Annotated in this window: 13 protein-coding genes and 2 pseudogenes; 1 reads left to right on the top strand and 14 read right to left on the bottom strand. The window is 66.0% G+C overall.

From position 1 onward, the window contains the following. Window positions 1-5 precede the first annotated feature (5 nt). From ACQEVU_RS34395 to ACQEVU_RS34345, 11 genes are all read right to left on the bottom strand, one after another. Entirely contained in the window at window positions 6-542 is a 537-nt protein-coding gene (locus tag ACQEVU_RS34395) for a topology modulation protein (RefSeq protein WP_433330998.1), read from the bottom strand. A 1-nt stretch (window position 543) separates the two neighbouring features. After that, window positions 544-1,077 carry an NUDIX domain-containing protein gene (locus ACQEVU_RS34390; protein ID WP_433330996.1) on the bottom strand — a complete coding sequence of 178 codons (534 nt, stop codon included), beginning with the start codon at window positions 1,075-1,077 and terminating at the stop codon, window positions 544-546. After that, window positions 1,074-1,238: a hypothetical protein gene (locus ACQEVU_RS34385; RefSeq protein WP_433330994.1), complete on the bottom strand. Its 165-nt coding sequence runs from the start codon at window positions 1,236-1,238 to the stop codon at window positions 1,074-1,076. Before ACQEVU_RS34385 ends, ACQEVU_RS34390 begins: the two co-directional genes overlap by 4 nt. 49 nt (window positions 1,239-1,287) lie before the next feature. Then, complete coding sequence (locus ACQEVU_RS34380; protein ID WP_433330992.1) at window positions 1,288-1,857, bottom strand: AAA family ATPase; 570 nt, start codon at window positions 1,855-1,857, stop codon at window positions 1,288-1,290. Between the two features lie 422 nt (window positions 1,858-2,279). Next, window positions 2,280-2,936 carry a hypothetical protein gene (locus ACQEVU_RS34375; RefSeq protein ID WP_433330990.1) on the bottom strand — a complete coding sequence of 219 codons (657 nt, stop codon included), beginning with the start codon at window positions 2,934-2,936 and terminating at the stop codon, window positions 2,280-2,282. A gap of 906 nt (window positions 2,937-3,842) precedes the next feature. Then, window positions 3,843-5,885: a hypothetical protein gene (locus ACQEVU_RS34370; RefSeq protein WP_433330988.1), complete on the bottom strand. Its 2,043-nt coding sequence runs from the start codon at window positions 5,883-5,885 to the stop codon at window positions 3,843-3,845. A 71-nt stretch (window positions 5,886-5,956) separates the two neighbouring features. Further along, on the bottom strand, window positions 5,957-7,885 hold the full coding sequence (locus tag ACQEVU_RS34365) for a hypothetical protein (RefSeq protein ID WP_433330986.1): 1,929 nt from the start codon (window positions 7,883-7,885) through the stop codon (window positions 5,957-5,959). A 291-nt stretch (window positions 7,886-8,176) separates the two neighbouring features. After that, window positions 8,177-9,496 carry an ISAs1 family transposase gene (locus ACQEVU_RS34360; RefSeq protein ID WP_433330984.1) on the bottom strand — a complete coding sequence of 440 codons (1,320 nt, stop codon included), beginning with the start codon at window positions 9,494-9,496 and terminating at the stop codon, window positions 8,177-8,179. Between the two features lie 46 nt (window positions 9,497-9,542). Further along, a complete protein-coding gene (locus ACQEVU_RS34355) occupies window positions 9,543-10,172 on the bottom strand; it encodes a hypothetical protein (RefSeq protein ID WP_433330982.1) in 630 nt (209 codons plus the stop codon). A 279-nt stretch (window positions 10,173-10,451) separates the two neighbouring features. Continuing rightward, on the bottom strand, window positions 10,452-11,063 hold the full coding sequence (locus tag ACQEVU_RS34350) for a DUF6262 family protein (protein ID WP_433330980.1): 612 nt from the start codon (window positions 11,061-11,063) through the stop codon (window positions 10,452-10,454). After that, window positions 11,060-11,611 carry a hypothetical protein gene (locus ACQEVU_RS34345; RefSeq protein ID WP_433330978.1) on the bottom strand — a complete coding sequence of 184 codons (552 nt, stop codon included), beginning with the start codon at window positions 11,609-11,611 and terminating at the stop codon, window positions 11,060-11,062. The genes ACQEVU_RS34350 and ACQEVU_RS34345 overlap by 4 nt, the downstream gene beginning before the upstream one ends. Window positions 11,612-11,801: 190 nt before the next feature. Here ACQEVU_RS34345 and ACQEVU_RS34340 point away from each other — a divergent pair, with 190 nt between their 5' ends. Further along, the gene (locus ACQEVU_RS34340; protein ID WP_433330976.1) at window positions 11,802-12,719 is read left to right on the top strand and encodes an IS5 family transposase; all 918 of its coding nucleotides are present in this window, start codon (window positions 11,802-11,804) and stop codon (window positions 12,717-12,719) included. Between the two features lie 498 nt (window positions 12,720-13,217). Here ACQEVU_RS34340 and ACQEVU_RS34335 read toward each other — a convergent pair. The 3 genes and pseudogenes from ACQEVU_RS34335 to ACQEVU_RS34325 form a co-directional block, all read right to left on the bottom strand. Further along, a pseudogene (locus tag ACQEVU_RS34335) lies at window positions 13,218-13,319 on the bottom strand (AAA family ATPase); the annotation flags it as partial. Then, window positions 13,316-14,233 (bottom strand): annotated as a pseudogene (locus ACQEVU_RS34330) (methyltransferase, FxLD system); the annotation flags it as partial. The pseudogenes ACQEVU_RS34330 and ACQEVU_RS34335, both read right to left, overlap by 4 nt. A 258-nt stretch (window positions 14,234-14,491) precedes the next feature. After that, entirely contained in the window at window positions 14,492-15,064 is a 573-nt protein-coding gene (locus ACQEVU_RS34325; RefSeq protein ID WP_433330974.1) for a hypothetical protein, read from the bottom strand. Between the last annotated feature and the right edge of the window lie 109 nt (window positions 15,065-15,173).

Here is a 15,173-nt window from a genome sequence, read left to right as displayed (position 1 = left end):
TGTGGTCAACGGCCACCGGCGGTGCCTCCGGGGTCGGCGACGGACCCGCCGAGGCGGGCGAGGAACTGGTTGACCTGGCGGCGGCTGGTCGCCTCGATCAGCACCGCATGACTGCCCTGTTCAGCGATGCAGGCGCGAACACGAGGTGCGTGCCGGCGGCGGAACCCCACCACGTAGCGCAGGAACCCGACGGTGATGCGGTCATGGACCCCGTCGGGGTGCCGGCCGCCGCGATAGCGCAGCCGCCGCCGGGCGATGCCCCACAGACACACCAGCGGCGGCAGGTTCAGGAAGATGATCGTGTCGGCGGCGGCGAACCGGACCCGCATGCTCGCTGTCGAGTTCCCGTCGATGATCCACCGTTCGGTGGCCACGACCGCCTGTTGTGCGGCAACGAACTCGGCTTCCGGCACCATAGTCCAGTCCGGGTCGTAGCGCAGGGCGTCCAGGTGGGTGACCGGCAGGCCAAGCAGGGCGCTGAGCTGGTTGGCCAGGACCGTCTTGCCGGCGCCGCCGGCCCCGACGATGGCGATCCGCTGCACCTCAACCGCCCTCGTCCGCGCCCGCGTCAGGGGCCCGGCTCGTGGGCCAGTCCGTTGCCGCGTAGGGCCGTCCCGATCGGAACAGGTCGACGCCGATCTCGGTGTAGCGCAGGAGCGGCGTGGGCAGCGCGTCCAGCGGCGCCCATTGCAGCGCCGCGCACTTGTCCGGTTCGGCAATGCGCGGAACGCCATGCGCCGCGGGGTCGGCCTTGAGGTGGAAGAAGACCCCGATCCGGGGAACCCGGTCCGGCGGATGCCAGTGCGTCATCGCGACGACCTGGAGCAGGTGCGGCGGCAGCCGCAGCCCGACCTCCTCCCACGCCTCCCGCGCCATGGCGTCCTCGAGACGCTCACCCGGCTGGAGCTTCCCGCTGGGGGTGTCCCATGTTGATGGTGCGTAGCCGCCTTGGCGGAGCCCGACGAGGAGTTCGACGCCGTGCGAGCCGGGGCGCGTGTACAGCAGCAGCACATCCACCGGCAGCGTGTACGACGCGGCCGCGGCGGTGCCGTCCTGACGGCGTGATCTACCCGTCATGCGCGGACCCGCCGCTGGCCGCGCTTGGTCCGCCCGCCGTAGGGCAGAACGTTGTAGAGCCAGTAGTCCGACGGGCCACGAACTGTGGCATACGGCTCGCCGAGCCGCATCACGTCCGCGACCGCATCGATGAGCTCCACGCGCAGCGGTGTGATCAGCATCCGGTCGTTCCTGTCGGATAGATCCGCACGGTGATCCCGTGCATGGCGTTCACACCGTCTCCTTGCATGCCAGCCCGGCTGTGGCCGGCATGGCGTTTTGGTCCTCGGTCCGCTTCTGGTCGCAGCGGGCGCACCGGGTCGGGCACGGCGTCGCCGGCGCCATGCCGGCCAGGCCGCTGATGTCGAGGATCGTGGCCACGGTCTGCTCAAAGGTCGAAGTCTCCGGGATGACGTGCTCCCCGGACACACCCAGCACATCGAGCGGCACGTACCAGCCGCGCATCTCTTCGGCGCTGACCGGGATCGGCTCCGCCCGGCCTCGGTGGCGGCGGATGGTCTCGTCGAAACTGACGTCGAGGTAGTAGACGTGGCTCGGGCCAGGATGCTCGGCGATCAGCTGCCGCAACACGGTGCCGTAGCTACGGCTATCGAGGATGCCCTCGACGATGACGTGATAGCCGGCGCTGAGCAGATACCGCGCGGACATGTCGATGAACCCGGGCGCGACCGCGTCGGCGCCGAGCCCGCCGTGCTCTCGGAGTACTACCCTTCTGAACTGATCCTGCTCGATCTTACCGACCGCCATTTGTGTCGAATCGTCTCTGAGCTGGTCATACACGTCGTGCACATGTTCGTGACGTCGGCAGCCGGCATGCGGACCCACGACACAGATCCTCGCAGGACCCATGCCATGCAGCGAGCGATGCACAGGAGCAGAATGCGAAGAATCGCGTTGGGATCGCGGCTACGACCGTCTCTTCTCCTCGCGACGTGCGCGGCGCTCCAGGCGTCTTCGATTCCGGCGCGGACGGTCGCTCGAACAACGCGGCAGGTCGACGCGTATTCGAGGGTTCACAAACAGAACGGTGACTCCGGCGGTACTAGATCTTCACCGGCCCGCGAAGAGCGCCGTCAGCCGCCGCGTGATCGCGCTTGACCGCACCGTACAGGTCCCCCGCATCACACCCCCAGGCCCTACTACGTGCGCAGCCCCAGAGTGGCCGGCGGACTGGTTCCGTGGCTCGGCCGGCGCGCGGTACGTCAGCGTTCCGTGCCCGGCAAAGGCTTGGTCTCTACCTCGAAGTCGAACGGGCTGTCCCAACGATTCAGTGGCTGCTGCTCCAGAGCGGTAATGGCCCAGTCTGACGACACCTCAGCGACGATGAATGGCGAGTGGCTGACAATTGCTACCTGTGCATGTTCCGCCGCTTCTTGGAGTCGTTCCAAGGCGGCAACCTGAACTTGGGGTGTGTAAAAGTCGAGAAATTCGTCCAGCAGGAGAAAGGTGGGTTCAATGCGCGCATGATGCCGCGCGTGAAATCCGGCCAATTCCAGAAGAATTAAAGATTCAAGCCCGAGGCCGGGTCCCCCGCGGCCCGAAAATTGCACAGCTCGCCCATGCGTTTCCACGGTCCAGTGGACTTGCGTGTTCGTGAATCGAACGTCCTTGATCAAGCTACTCTCAGTCGGGATGAGACTCAGAGTCGATTTCATTGCGGATATACTGAGGTCAAACGTTTGTGCCAATTCGGTGATATTTTGGATGACATCAGGGCGACGTGGACCCGTGAGGAGAATGGTTTTGTACGGGCGGGCGACGTAGGGTACGGGCCGGCCGTCCAGTACATGTGTGACAACGCCGGCCCTGCCCTTTGTGGCGACATCATGGATCAGCGGGTCGAACCAGCGAACCTCCATGTCAACATTCCGACCGTGCGACATCTCTGCTACGTGGTCGGGGTAAGCAACACTCGCAATAAGGCGCGTCAAGATAGACTTTCCACTGGCATTAGGGCCGGTGAATATGTTCCGCATTCCTAGGTTAAAAGTTCTGCCTTCCAGTGAGGCAACTGGAGCGGAATTGACCGAAATTGAGTCAACGAGCCCGATGTGGTTCAGTGCGCCGCCGTTTACTTCTGCGGCTTTCCGTGCCTCGTGCAACCTCTTCCACGCCCTAAGCTGAACGGCCGGAAAAATGCGTCCGTCGTCCGAGTCGATGGATTTCCCATGGGCCTCGCAGCACCAAATCCCATTCTCGGGTTCACTCCGCTCGGCAGTAGAGAGTCCGCCCGTGCCGCGTGGACCACCCGGCGAAGCCGCGTAGATATGCGCAGCAACACCGGTATGCACTATTTGCCGAGGTCCCATTCCCGGTCCGACGGTCAAACGCCCGCAATTCAGGACGGAGCACTGGTACCCGGCTCTTTCGGCGATTATCCTGCGGGTTGCCGCGGAAAACTCGGCTCGAATACCCACCCTCTTACCCCTCGTAGCTAGCGTGAGACTTTCCGGCAACGTAAACCCAATTGATGATCATTGGCGGGTCTTGCGGCGGCAACAACGCGCGGACATGGTAGTTCAGCACATCGCGAATCTTGGCGACAACTCCGCAGGGCGATTTCGATGGCGGCTGGCAGTCCGTTTCGAAGCCCGTTGCCCGTTGTGCCATCTCTGGAAGCTGTCCTCTCCCTCGCCGCCGCACTTGGATCATTCAGCTCCACGAACCGTCCTTGCGTGGCTGTCGCCCTTGCGACGCGCGAACCAGAAGGCGTGCCCGGAATGGGCCGTCACGCGTTCTAGATGACGATCAGCGGCGTGGCGCCATCATCGCCTCGGCTGCGCGTTTCCCAGACGCGCCTGGCTAGTAAGGCTCGATGGGGTCGGCCGTCCGATTGGCAGAACACCGATTGCGATGAAGCGCGGTATCTCTGTGGGGCTCCGACTGCGCCAGGCGCTCCAGACGCTGTCGTCCAGGCTTGTGTAGCCCTTTGCGTGATTGCTGTGATCGCCAATGAGCAAGATGCAGAATGGTGGCCCTGTCGCAGTGTAGTTCACCGTCTGAGCAAGGTACTTCTGTTCAAGCCCGTCCTTGGTCCACTTGTTGGAATGGCGCTTCGCTTCGATGACGAACCGCATGTCCACCTGCGGGGTGTAGGTGATGTCGGTCCGTCCCGAGGAGATGTCGATCTCCTCGCGCCGGATACTGCCGGGCGGGTCCAGCCTACTGGTGAGATACTGCAGAAGATCGTTCTGCAGGTGCTCTTCCAGCCACGGTTTACCCGCTGGAGCGGGTCCGAGATACGCCGTGACGTCGCCGAGTAAGTCGGCTTGTGCATCGAATCGACCGTGCAGGAACCGCAGCACGTGGGTGAGCAGCGTCGAGAAGTACGTCCGCGCCGGCTCTTCCCATCCAGGACTTTGAGCCATCTCGGCGTGAAGTTGCGCAAGCTGTCGGTCGAGCATGGCGTTGCCGGTCAGTGCGTAACCGCGTTCGTACTCGTCGATCACACGGAGCATTCGTTGCCGAAGGACCGGATCGTAGTCACCGAGCAGCAAAGCCCACGGCTGCTGCCCAGGTTCGGATTTTCCCGGCGGCTCCCCTGAAGCTCCGGCTTCCAGCGCTTGTCTGCGAGCCTTTACGTTGGCGTTGAGATGGCGGGCGTCGGGATGCTGTGCCAGCTCTGGATCTTGACCGAGGGCCTGTTCGAGGTGGTGAAGCAGGCCCATCTCCCGGATAAAGGCTGCCTCCACGGTGGGTGAGACGATCCGCGCCAACCCGTCCCCTTCGACGGGCGCTGCGTAGACCGCGCGGCTGGCCTGGTAGACCGTCAGTACGTCGGCCAGAACCTTGCTGGCATTGAGCCAACTTGGTTCGAGCAGTCGCGTTCCCGCAAACCGTAGTGTTGCGACGAGCTGGTGCCAGGCTGCTTCAGCGTGACCACGGGCTTCCAGCCAGCGGGGCTGGTGGCGGCGGCTTGACCAGGCCGAGCGCTGCGCGACCGTCTCGTCGAGGCCGCGGGCACTCGCCAGAATGCGGTCTCGAACGGCCACAGTCGGCTGGCCTTCCAGGTCGATGAAGGCGAACAGCGCGTCGAGCGCAAGGCGATACGACCGAGCGTCCAATCGCGCCTCTTCGGCGCTCTCGACATGCCGGAACTGGAGAGCCGCCGTCCGTAACTGCCGTACCACGTCGTTCCGATCGCTGGCACGCAGGCCGGCCCGCATGGACGCCAAGGCCAGTTCGTAGCGGGCGTCGTTGCGGGTACTCGCTGGTAAGACGTCGTTGCCCGCAAGCGTGTGTAGCACGTCGATGAGCCCAGAGTCGTCGTAGTGGTCGTATGCGATGCCGATCAGAAGCGGCAGACGTTCCAAAGCGTCGGCTGGCTCATCGCCGCGGATCTCCGTTAGCAACGCAAGCAGACGGCGGTGATTGGTGCGCCCGCTCAGCGCCAGCTGGAGCATGCCTGCGATGGCCGGGTGGGCGAAAGCCGGACTGAGTGTCCCGCCGAGAGCGTCCTCTGCATGCCGCAGCAATGTCGGTGCCGTCGGTTGACCGAACTCGTTCAGCAGAAGCGGCTCCGAGCACAGCACGTCCACGGCCTCGGCGAGCACCCAGGCGCGATAAGGGCTCCGAAATCCTTCAGCGACAGCCGCCGCGAAGGCCAGGACGACGTTCCCGGAGACGGAGGTATCCGGACGCGCGAGCGCCTGCAGCAGCGTCGAGAAATGCGGCCCAACCGCTAAGTCCCGAGCCTCGGCGGCAACAGCCTCCGCACCGCCCAGGTCCGCAAGGCTCGGTCCGAGATCGAGTTGCGCCTCGGTCGCTGTCGCAGCCCAGGTGTTCAGGGAGTCCTCGACGATGCTCATCACGCCCTCCCTGTTCTGTGCTGCGAGCCGATGATCTCTGCATGTTGGGGCCCAGCTCACATGTTCTGCAACTAGAACATGTATTCCCCGTCGCTGGTAATGATCCGTTCAGGGGCCAACGCCCCTTCCACGTATTCCGGCTTGGCGGTGGTGAGGACGACCTGGAGCTTGGGTAGTTCGTTGCTGAGCTTCTGCAGCTCGCTGATCAACGCCGTCGCGTCGGTCGGCGTAACCTCCTCACTTCCGATTGCGTCGATCAGGAGAAGCCCGGGATGTGTCGGCACGCCACGCTGCTCGCTAACGCGCAGCAGCGCGATCACCACCGCGATGCGGACTCGTAGCCGCTCGCCGCGCTGGAACTGCTCGAACGATGTCTTCTTCCCGCCTTTGATCGCGTTGAGGTGGCCGTTGCGTTTGAGGTCGACGGAGTCCAGGTTCGGAACGCCGAACGCGCGTGCCAGCGCAACGATCTGGTCGTTGAGCGCCGGGAACAGGTGGACTGCTGCTTCCTTGGCCACGTCGGTAAGCACTTTCACCACGGCCGAGACGACCCGCTCCACCGCAGGCGTGGCAGTCGCAGCTGGTTGGTCGTCAGCCGTGCCCGTTGCCTGCAGCCGGCCCTCCAACCGCGCGGCCTGGATCTCAAGGTCGCGTAGGGTAGCGTAGGCCGACGCAAAGCGGATTTCGTCGAGTCGTGCCCGAGCTGACTCGTGACGGTCCCGCGCCTGCCCCACGGCTTCCGAACGGTCCGCCACCTTCTCGGCAGCCTGTCCTCGCGCCTCCTGTCGGCTGGCCAGCTCCTGCTCCAGCTCGGCGATGCGTGCCCCGGCCAGTTCCGCGTCGACCGGAGGCATCGGGCGAGTGCAGACCGCACACGATGCGTCCTGCCGCTCCGTGGCATGACGTGCCGGCTCGATAGGCGCTTCACAGCGCGGACAGCACCGAGGCGTAAGCAACCCGAGCACGCGCCGGGCCTGCCATGTTTCCCGGACGTCCATCACCTGCTGCTCGACGAGCAGACACGACCGTTCAGCGTCGCGGTGTACATCCTCCGCGTCCGCGTGCGCCTGACGAGCCGAGCGAAGGTCGTCGAGGGCGCCGTCGACGGCCGACATCGCCTCGCCGAGCCGAGGATCCGTATCGCGCTTCGCTGCCGCAAGCTTCCTGCGGAGCCCGTCGAGTTCGGCCTCCCATTGCTCTCGCTCGCTACGACGCGCCGCCCGGTCCTGCTCGGCGCGGTTTGCGGCCTGGCTGGCTTCCTTGGATAAACGCCGCTGCATTGTCGACAGGTGCGTCAGCACCGAGGCGTACGGGACGCCGATGAACAAGTCGAGCAACTTCGCGGAGAGCGACGCCACTTCCTTGACGTCGCCGAACAGCAGCGTGTCGCCACCTGGGTTGAGGTAGCACGCTCCGAAGTACGAGGACCAGCCGTGACTTTGTGGTGCGCCTTCTCCGTCAAGACCACCCGTCGGATTCCAGATCGACGTGTAACCTAACCCGAGAGCCTCCATCATGAAGGTCCCGATCAGCGCCTCGACTTGCGACTCGCCGTCTGCTGCTGCGAGTGGATGAAGATCGTCGTCCTCGGCGTCCAGCAGCTCGTCGATGGAGCCAGCAGACAGAACACGGCCTCGCAACCCAACGGGCATCTCGGACGCGTCTTGATGAATCACCACCCGTACAGCCTGGTTGCTGATGAGCGCGTCGACTGTGATCCGCCGAACCCAGGACTTGACGTCAGGTCCAAGCGTGCGGGATTTACCCCGCAATGCCCACACCACGAACTCCAGGATGCTGGTCTTGCCGACCAGATTCTTCGCGAACATGATCGCCCACACACCCGGCTCCAGTGCCTGGTCGATGTGGAAGTCCGTTCCGTCGTTCTTGACGCCAGCGACCCGAAGCCGCCGAACCTCGATCCGGCGAGGCGGTGGCACCGGGCTCGGCAAGGCGATGCCTACCTCACTCAGTGCCGACCCGACCTCCGCAGCCGTCATGGAGCATCTGGATGCCGCGCGCTCCAGCACCTCGCCCGGACTCGGCGGTGTCCAAGGCGCAAGCTCTGCCTCCGCATCGCCTGTCACTGCCGTACCTCCGTGAGCGTTCCGTCGATCGGGCCTTCCACTCGAAGTGCCGCTAACCTTGTATGAACCTGTTCGGTGATGGCGGGGATGTACGACCCGATCGGGGTGTCGGCATAGTCCCGTTGCAGATACTGCCGCTCCTTGATTCGGGTACCACCCAGGGCCCCGGCGTTGTTGTTCTATGTCCGCTTTGGTCATGGTTTGCTAGATGCCGTAAGTGGTGAAGGTGTTGGCGCGGTCTTGCATGTCGCGGCGGGCGTAGGCCATGTTGGCGCGGCCGGCGAGGCGGAAGGTGTTCAGGGTCAGGTTGCGCATGGCGGCCATGTTGCGCGGCGCGTTCGCGGTACGGAGCTGGGAGTCGTCCTCGCGGAACGTCACATCACGGGTCCAATGTAGACAGTTCTCCACGGTCCAATGCCCCCTGGCATAGTGGTTGAGGTGGTCGGGGCCGGCTTGGGCGGCGGCGACGCTAACGATGCCGTGGATGATCTCCTTGCTGGTGCGCACGCCGTCGAGGCCACCGGTGTCACGGCGCAGCCGGAACACCTGTCGGGCACCCGGGAACAGCGCGTCGTCGCAGTCGGCCACGCGCAGGGTCCGATGCTCGGTGCGCCCATGACCCTGATCGTCCGCCACGTGCATACGGCCGGCGAACTCGACGTCGGTACCGGACAACAACGCGTGCGCGGCCTGCAGTGCGAGCGGTTGATTACCCTTCAGGATCAGCATGTAGTGGGCGCCCAGCGGCCCAGTGATCAGGCGGGCCGTCTTCTTGGTCGTATGCAGTGCGTCCAGCGTCAGCAACATGCCGGCCACGTCCAACGGGCGGAGCAGGTCACCGATCACCGCGTTCTCACCACGCTTGTCCGGGACCTGTCGCTGTCCCAGAATCACCGCCCGCTCGTGGGTGACCGCGGCGACCAGGAACACCTTCTTCCCGTCCGCGGTGCGGGCGCCGTGCAGCAGTTTTCCGTCGATCGCCGCCGCAGGCAGCAGCCCCGCCGGCCTCGGGTGGGTGACCGCCCGGATCACGGCCCGGCGCTGTTCCCGCTCGACCGGCTCATCCCCGGCGGTCGCGACCTGCGGGACCGGGGCGTCACCGCGCACGACGTCAGCGGCGTAGCCGCACGTCGCCGCGTCCAGAGCGTCACCATCGACGGCGGCCAGGACCCGCCGGAAGGTCCGTTCGCTGGGTACCAGGTACCGGCCGGTCAGCGGGTTACGGCGGGCACCGAGACGGTGCAGGACATCCTGCGGGGTCCGCGCCGCCCACTGCCGGATCGCGGTCACACCGTCGTTGCCCGCCACCAACGTGGCGCACGCGGTCAACACCAGGATCACCAGCAGCGGATGCCGTAACCCCTGTAGCCGGCGCGGGTCCGGCACCTGCCGCAACCGTTCCACCAGCGGCGACGCCACCGACAACGGATCAACCGCACCCGGCCCGGCGGCGAGTTCGGCCTCCCACAACGCCAGATCAGCAAGATGGTCAACAACACCGTCGATCAGGCAAGATGACGACACGAGCGCGACTCCAAAGGATGATCTTCAGGCTTCAGCACCCGAAAGATCACCAGAGTCGCGCTCGTCCCACAACTCCCACCTTTGTCCGATCCTCAACACGGACAGAACACCTCATACCGAAACAACGCCGGGGCCCTGGGGTACCACCTAGGCCGTCAACCAGGTTCACGACCGTGCGAGTGCGTCCGACGTACCAGTCAAGCGCAGGCGCCGCCTCGACGATGCCAGCCGCGGTCGTTCGCCCTTGTTCGAGCAGGTAGTAGTTGTGTTGGAGCACCCGCGAGGTGCCGAGACGCTGCCGGGTTCGCGCCAGCCCGCGCTCGACGAGGACCGCCATCGCGTCGTTCAGATCCTCGAAAGCACCGAACCGATGCCGCAGCATCGGAAACCGTCGAAGGTCAGGTTCTCGCGATGTCAAGATCCGCTCTGCCTCATCGACCAGACCGGGTGACTCCGGGTCCGCCTCGTAGTCGTTGAGCAACTCGTTTGCCAGATAGTCCGGGTAGCGAACCCAGAAGTCCAACTTTTGCAGCCGGACCTGCGTTCGGACCACGCCCTCAGCGTCGGGCGGCGCATCGAGGTCGTCGCCAACAGGTTTGGCAGCGGCGTCGAGCAGTAGTAGCAGGCGGACCGCGTCCTGCCACAGACTCGCGCGCCGCACCTGCGATGCATCCATAAGGAGGAAGCCAACCCGACAAGCACGGTCTGTGTCCAGACCACAACCGTAAGATAGGAGGATTTGTGGCCCGAGAGGCGAAGGTTCAGCCGGACGGCGGATGGGGTTCCGGCACCGGGGTTCTGCGCCGAGAGGACGGCGCCAAGATTAGTTGAGCGCCCATCGGCCAGATTTCGCACTGGATCACCGTCTCTGGCCGCGACCCTCACCGCAAAGTGACCAATGTCGTGGCAGGCATCCCAGCTCTGGGCGGCTTGTTTCGGCTGCGTCTGGCGTTGATCAGGCGCGTGAACGGGCGCTTGTCGGGTGGTTCGGTTGGGTGTCGAGCAGTTCGGCTTCCAGGTCGGCGAGGCGTTTGTCGAGGAAGCGGTTGTTGGATCTGGCGGCCTGCAGCTTCTGCTCCAGGCCCCGGTTGTCGTCGGTGAGCCGGCGTACGCGCTCCTTGAGCGCGGTGTTCTCCTCGGCTAGGCGCTGGGCGGTGCCTTCGGTGTACTCGGCTTGCAGATCGCGGAGCTGCCCGAGGAGAATGCCGATCCGCTCGCGCTGGCTGTCGATTTCGGCGTAGGCGGTCTTGAGCGCGTCCTCGGCGTTGAGCGCGCGCTGGTGCCAGGACGCCTCGACCTGCGCATCGTGCGCTATCTGCGCTCGGCGTCGCTGGTCGCCGCTGGCGGCGATCATGGCGGCCATCAGGCTTTTGGCGTCGGGGTTCTGGTAGAGGAAGGTGCGCGAGACGCCAGCCCGCCGCGCGACGGCCGGGTAGGTGATCGGAGTCCGCTCGCGGCGCATAGTCCGCAGCGTCGTGTCGATGCGTTCGAGCTTGTCGCCGGTGCTCTGTCGGCGCGATTGGTTGGCCGCCGCGGTACGTGGCGCCGCAGGGTCTGGAGTGCTCATGAGGCGGTCTCCGCGTCGCCGAGGGTGGCCAGGTCGATGGTTTGGAATCCGGTGGTCCAGAGGCGGTGGAAGTAGTCCTGGGGGCGCCGCAGGTCCAGCGCGAGGGCGTCGTTGAGCAGTCCGATGCCGGCGAGTGCGCGTTCCAGGCCGGCAATGGCCCGGGCGGTGGGCTCGAACTGCTGGTGTAGCCAGTCGGCCATCTCATCGGTAGGGGCGCGTTCAGCCAGCGAGTACCACTGCTCGCGTTTGCGGCGCCAGTACAGCAGATCGGCACCGGTCATCACGAACTTGTCGCAGCGTTCGCAGTCCAGCTTCCAGGGGCAGGCGCCGCCGCACATCTCGGCGATACGGAACCCACCGTCGTACAGCCAGGTGACGATCATGCGGTCCCGGGCAGTGCTCACCTTCCTGAGCAGGCGACCGCGGCCATCGTCCGGCAGCATCTTCGGATGCCGCCGACCGCTCTGGCGCGGCCCGAGGGGATTCGCCGGCATCGTCGACTTGGCATGCCCCAGCAGCGCCCGGTCGCGGTCCGCCTTCGACGGCAACCGAACCCGATCCAGATCCCGACGCAGCTCCGCGCTGGAATGTTCGCCGCTCAGCCCTAGGCCGTGTGTCAGAAGTGGGTCGTGTAGCGGTGGTGGCGAGTTGACTGGTCGGGCGTGTCGGTGATCGATATGTGGCGAGGTCTCCGGTAGATGGGTTATCGACCAAGACAACCATCTGCACGGAGACCTCGTGGCCAGCGTAGCGGTGACGAGGCGGTTCGACCTGACCGACGCGCAGTGGGCGCTGCTGGAACCGCTGCTGCCCACGGGGAAGAAGGCAGGCCGGCCGCCGAGGTGGAGTAAGCGGCAGCTCATTGACGGGATTCGGTGGCGGATCCGGGTCGGGTCGCCGTGGCGGGACGTGCCGGAGTGCTACGGGCACTGGCGCACGATCTATGGCAGGTACCGGCTGTGGCAGCGCGACGGCACCTGGGCGCGGATCCTCTCGGTGGTGCAGGGCCGGGCCGACGCGGCGGGTCTGATCGGCTGGGATGTGAGCGTGGATTCGACGATCACCCGGGCGCACCAGCACGCCGCCGGTGCCCGCAAGCGGCCCGATTGGCAGGTCGAACCGCCGGGCGGGGACGGCGCCGCGGAGCCGGGCGATCACGCGCTGGGCCGGTCCCGGGGCGGCTGGACCACGAAGCTGCATCTGGCCTGTGAGCAGGGCCGCAAAGTCCTGGCGCTGGTACTGACTGCCGGGCAGCGCGGGGACAGCCCGCAGTTCACTACGGTGCTGCGCCGTATCCGGGTGGTCCGTGCCGGTGGCGGCCGGCCGCGGGTCCGCCCGGACCGGGTCCTGGCCGACAAGGCGTACAGCAGCCGCGCGAACCGGGAGTACCTGCGGCGGCGGTCGATCCGGTGCGTCATTCCGATCAAGGTTGATCAGGCCGCCCACCGCCGCGCACGCGGTTCCCGGGGCGGTAGGCCACCAGCGTTCGACCCGGTGGCCTACCGGCAGCGCCACGCCGTGGAGTGCGGGATCAACCTGCTCAAAGCCCATCGAGCCGTGGCCACCCGCTACGACAAGCTCGCCGTGCGGTACGAAACCACCACAACCATCAGCATCATCGACATCTGGCTGCGCCGCCTCGCGAAGCACTTATGACACACGGCCTAGGTAGAACCCCTTCAGCACCGACGCCGCAGTGCCCAACGTCGCCGTGCCGTACGGGCGCTTGCCGACCCGCCACGGCTCTCCCAACGGCATCCGAACCTCTGCACCGACGATGCCCATGTACCTCTGGAGATCCCGTAGCCGCACTGCGGCAAGGTTTAGCACCTCCCGCTCGAGCCACCGCAGATGATCCACCAGCAGGTAGGTGTACGTCCGCTGCGTACCCGGCTCACCGTCGTACCGGCGTAGGAACCGGTCCGCCTCCTCGTGGACCGCGCCTTCTGTCCGGCCACAGAATCGTCCACGACCGGCGCCCGCCGCGCAGGACGATCTCCTGAACCCGGATCTGCCCGACAACCCGCCTGCGGTCCAACCGCCCTCACATCCCCTACGTCCCGAACGTAGAGATCATGAAAGGTTAGTCACGCGGAAGGATCAACAGCCCAGGCGTTCGCGGACGTCGCGTACACCAAGAAGACGGTCGGAAAACTCGATCAAGGCACAGCCGCGGCCGTAACGGCGGCGGAGTTCCCGCGCTGTCGTGGTCTTGCCGCTGGCGGAGTTCCCGCGAATGATCAGCAAGGCCGTCATCGGCTGTCGCCAGACCAGGTGATCGCAATCTGGGTGTGGCGGCGGGGCACGACCAGCCGGAGCTGCTCGGTGAAGGGCAGCGCGGCTCCAGCCGGGTGTACGGTGACGGCCGGGCGGACTCCGGCGCGGTGCAGCCGATCCCAGACAGCGACCAGGTCGATCAGGTCGCGGGTCAGCGCGGTGGCGTCGGGTCCGAAGCCGTGCGCGCCGCATTGCCACGTCACGTCGTCGTGGCGGCGGATGGTCAGATAGGCGACGCTGCCGTCGCTGAGTAGGGTGGGGCAGAAGAACCGGTCCTGCGGGTCGAGCAGCCCGGCGGTGCGTTCCCGGTCGACGTTGAGCACGCCGTAGGGGCGGGGCTGGCTGGCCAGCCACAGGTGCAGCGCCTCGAACGAGGCGTCCATCGGCAGCGTGACCGGCGACCACACCTCGTGGCGCGGCCCGTCGAGGGCCGCCCGAAGGCCGTCGAGGTCGACGTCGGTGGTCGGGTCGTCCAGGACGAGGACGGCGTCCTCGCCGCGCAACGCCAGCCGCCGGGTCGGGTCCCGTCCGTCGCCTTGCATCGGCACGAATCCGCACTGCAGGGACGCGGTCGCGACCAGGTGGTCGCCGTCGCGTTCGAGGGTGAGGCAGCGGGTGTTGGCCCGCATCCGCACCGGCGCGACCAGCACCCCGCCTGGAGCGAGTTGTGCGGTCCAGGCAGGTGCGATGTCGCTGGCCTCGACGGTGACGAGTACCGCGTCGTAGGGGCCGCCGGCGGCGTAGCCGTACTCACCGTCGGCGTGCACCACGCGGACCTGTTGGTATCCGGCCGCTTCGAGCGTGGCCCGGGCGTGGACGACGACCTGCGGGTCGATGTCGACGCTCACCACGCTACCGCCGGCGCCGACGAGCTCGGCGATCAGCGCGGCGTTGCAGCCGCCGGACCTTCTATCGCCTGCTCAAGACTGTTGCACCCATCGACCGGACCGAGGGCATCTATGGTTGGCGGGCCGACGACGCAAAGCCGTCGCAGGAATCGTTCGTTGGACCAGACGTGGATCCCGATGCCCACTCGTCCACGTCCGGTGCGGCGACGACACTCGTTCGAGGGCGTCGACGTGGCGTGGTTGCTGGGGCGGCTTGTGGATGGGCGACGATCGGGTGATCCAACGGTAGCGAGCCCGCACGGGTCAACGCGGGGGCTGGCGACGGGTTCGGGCTAGCTCCGAGGCAAGAGACTGGACGAACTCGTTGTAGAAGTCGTCGCGAGCGAGCTCTCCATCGCGGACCATTCGCAACGGCATTGCAAGACAGAAGTCGATTTCAGGCAAGTACCCCTCCAGGGGCGATGCGTTGTGATAGGCCGCCTTGTAGACCGCAGCCCGTTCCGCTTGCCTTCGAGTCGGCTCCAGAGGCAGTTGCTTGAATATGAAATCCTGCTTGGCCCATTGCCACGCGCCGTTGGCGAACACGCGGACCTCCGGCTCACGCATCGTATGGGCCGGGAAGTTCGTCGTCTCACCAACCTCATACCGGTACGGGCCGGGCACAATCACGGCTGCCGAATGGTTGAACACGCCGTTGTTGCGGCATTCCTCCGCAAATTCCGCGACCAACCCGTCGATCCAGCCACACAGCCGGTCGTAGGCCGCGAGCATCGGGGCCGCCCGCGCCGACGACTCGCGGTGGCGCTCAGCCTGATGCCTCTCCCTGTTTGCAGCACCATCCGCAAGCATCGACTGGGCATCGTCCGCCATTCCCATGATCCGCTCCTTGCAACAGGTGACACCCACGGCACGCACTTACGAGTGTGCCGGACGTCGTAAGGACGCTGCATCCCCCGAATATGGCAACCAGGATCGGAGGTTTCGG

This window comes from Dactylosporangium sp. CA-139066, assembly GCF_050936175.1.
Classification (GTDB): Bacteria; Actinomycetota; Actinomycetes; order Mycobacteriales; family Micromonosporaceae; genus Dactylosporangium.
This window is presented reverse-complemented; position numbering and strand designations above follow the sequence as displayed.

Bases quoted from the DNA above. Each gene is read 5' to 3' on its own strand.
- ACQEVU_RS34390 (WP_433330996.1), bottom strand. From the start codon at position 1,077: ATGACGGGTAGATCACGCCGTCAGGACGGCACCGCCGCGGCCGCGTCG.
- ACQEVU_RS34385 (WP_433330994.1), bottom strand. From the start codon at position 1,238: ATGCTGATCACACCGCTGCGCGTGGAGCTCATCGATGCGGTCGCGGAC.
- ACQEVU_RS34375 (WP_433330990.1), bottom strand. From the start codon at position 2,936: ATGGAGGTTCGCTGGTTCGACCCGCTGATCCATGATGTCGCCACAAAG.
- ACQEVU_RS34370 (WP_433330988.1), bottom strand. From the start codon at position 5,885: ATGAGCATCGTCGAGGACTCCCTGAACACCTGGGCTGCGACAGCGACC.
- ACQEVU_RS34365 (WP_433330986.1), bottom strand. From the start codon at position 7,885: ATGACGGCTGCGGAGGTCGGGTCGGCACTGAGTGAGGTAGGCATCGCC.
- ACQEVU_RS34355 (WP_433330982.1), bottom strand. From the start codon at position 10,172: ATGGATGCATCGCAGGTGCGGCGCGCGAGTCTGTGGCAGGACGCGGTC.
- ACQEVU_RS34350 (WP_433330980.1), bottom strand. From the start codon at position 11,063: ATGAGCACTCCAGACCCTGCGGCGCCACGTACCGCGGCGGCCAACCAA.
- ACQEVU_RS34325 (WP_433330974.1), bottom strand. From the start codon at position 15,064: ATGGGAATGGCGGACGATGCCCAGTCGATGCTTGCGGATGGTGCTGCA.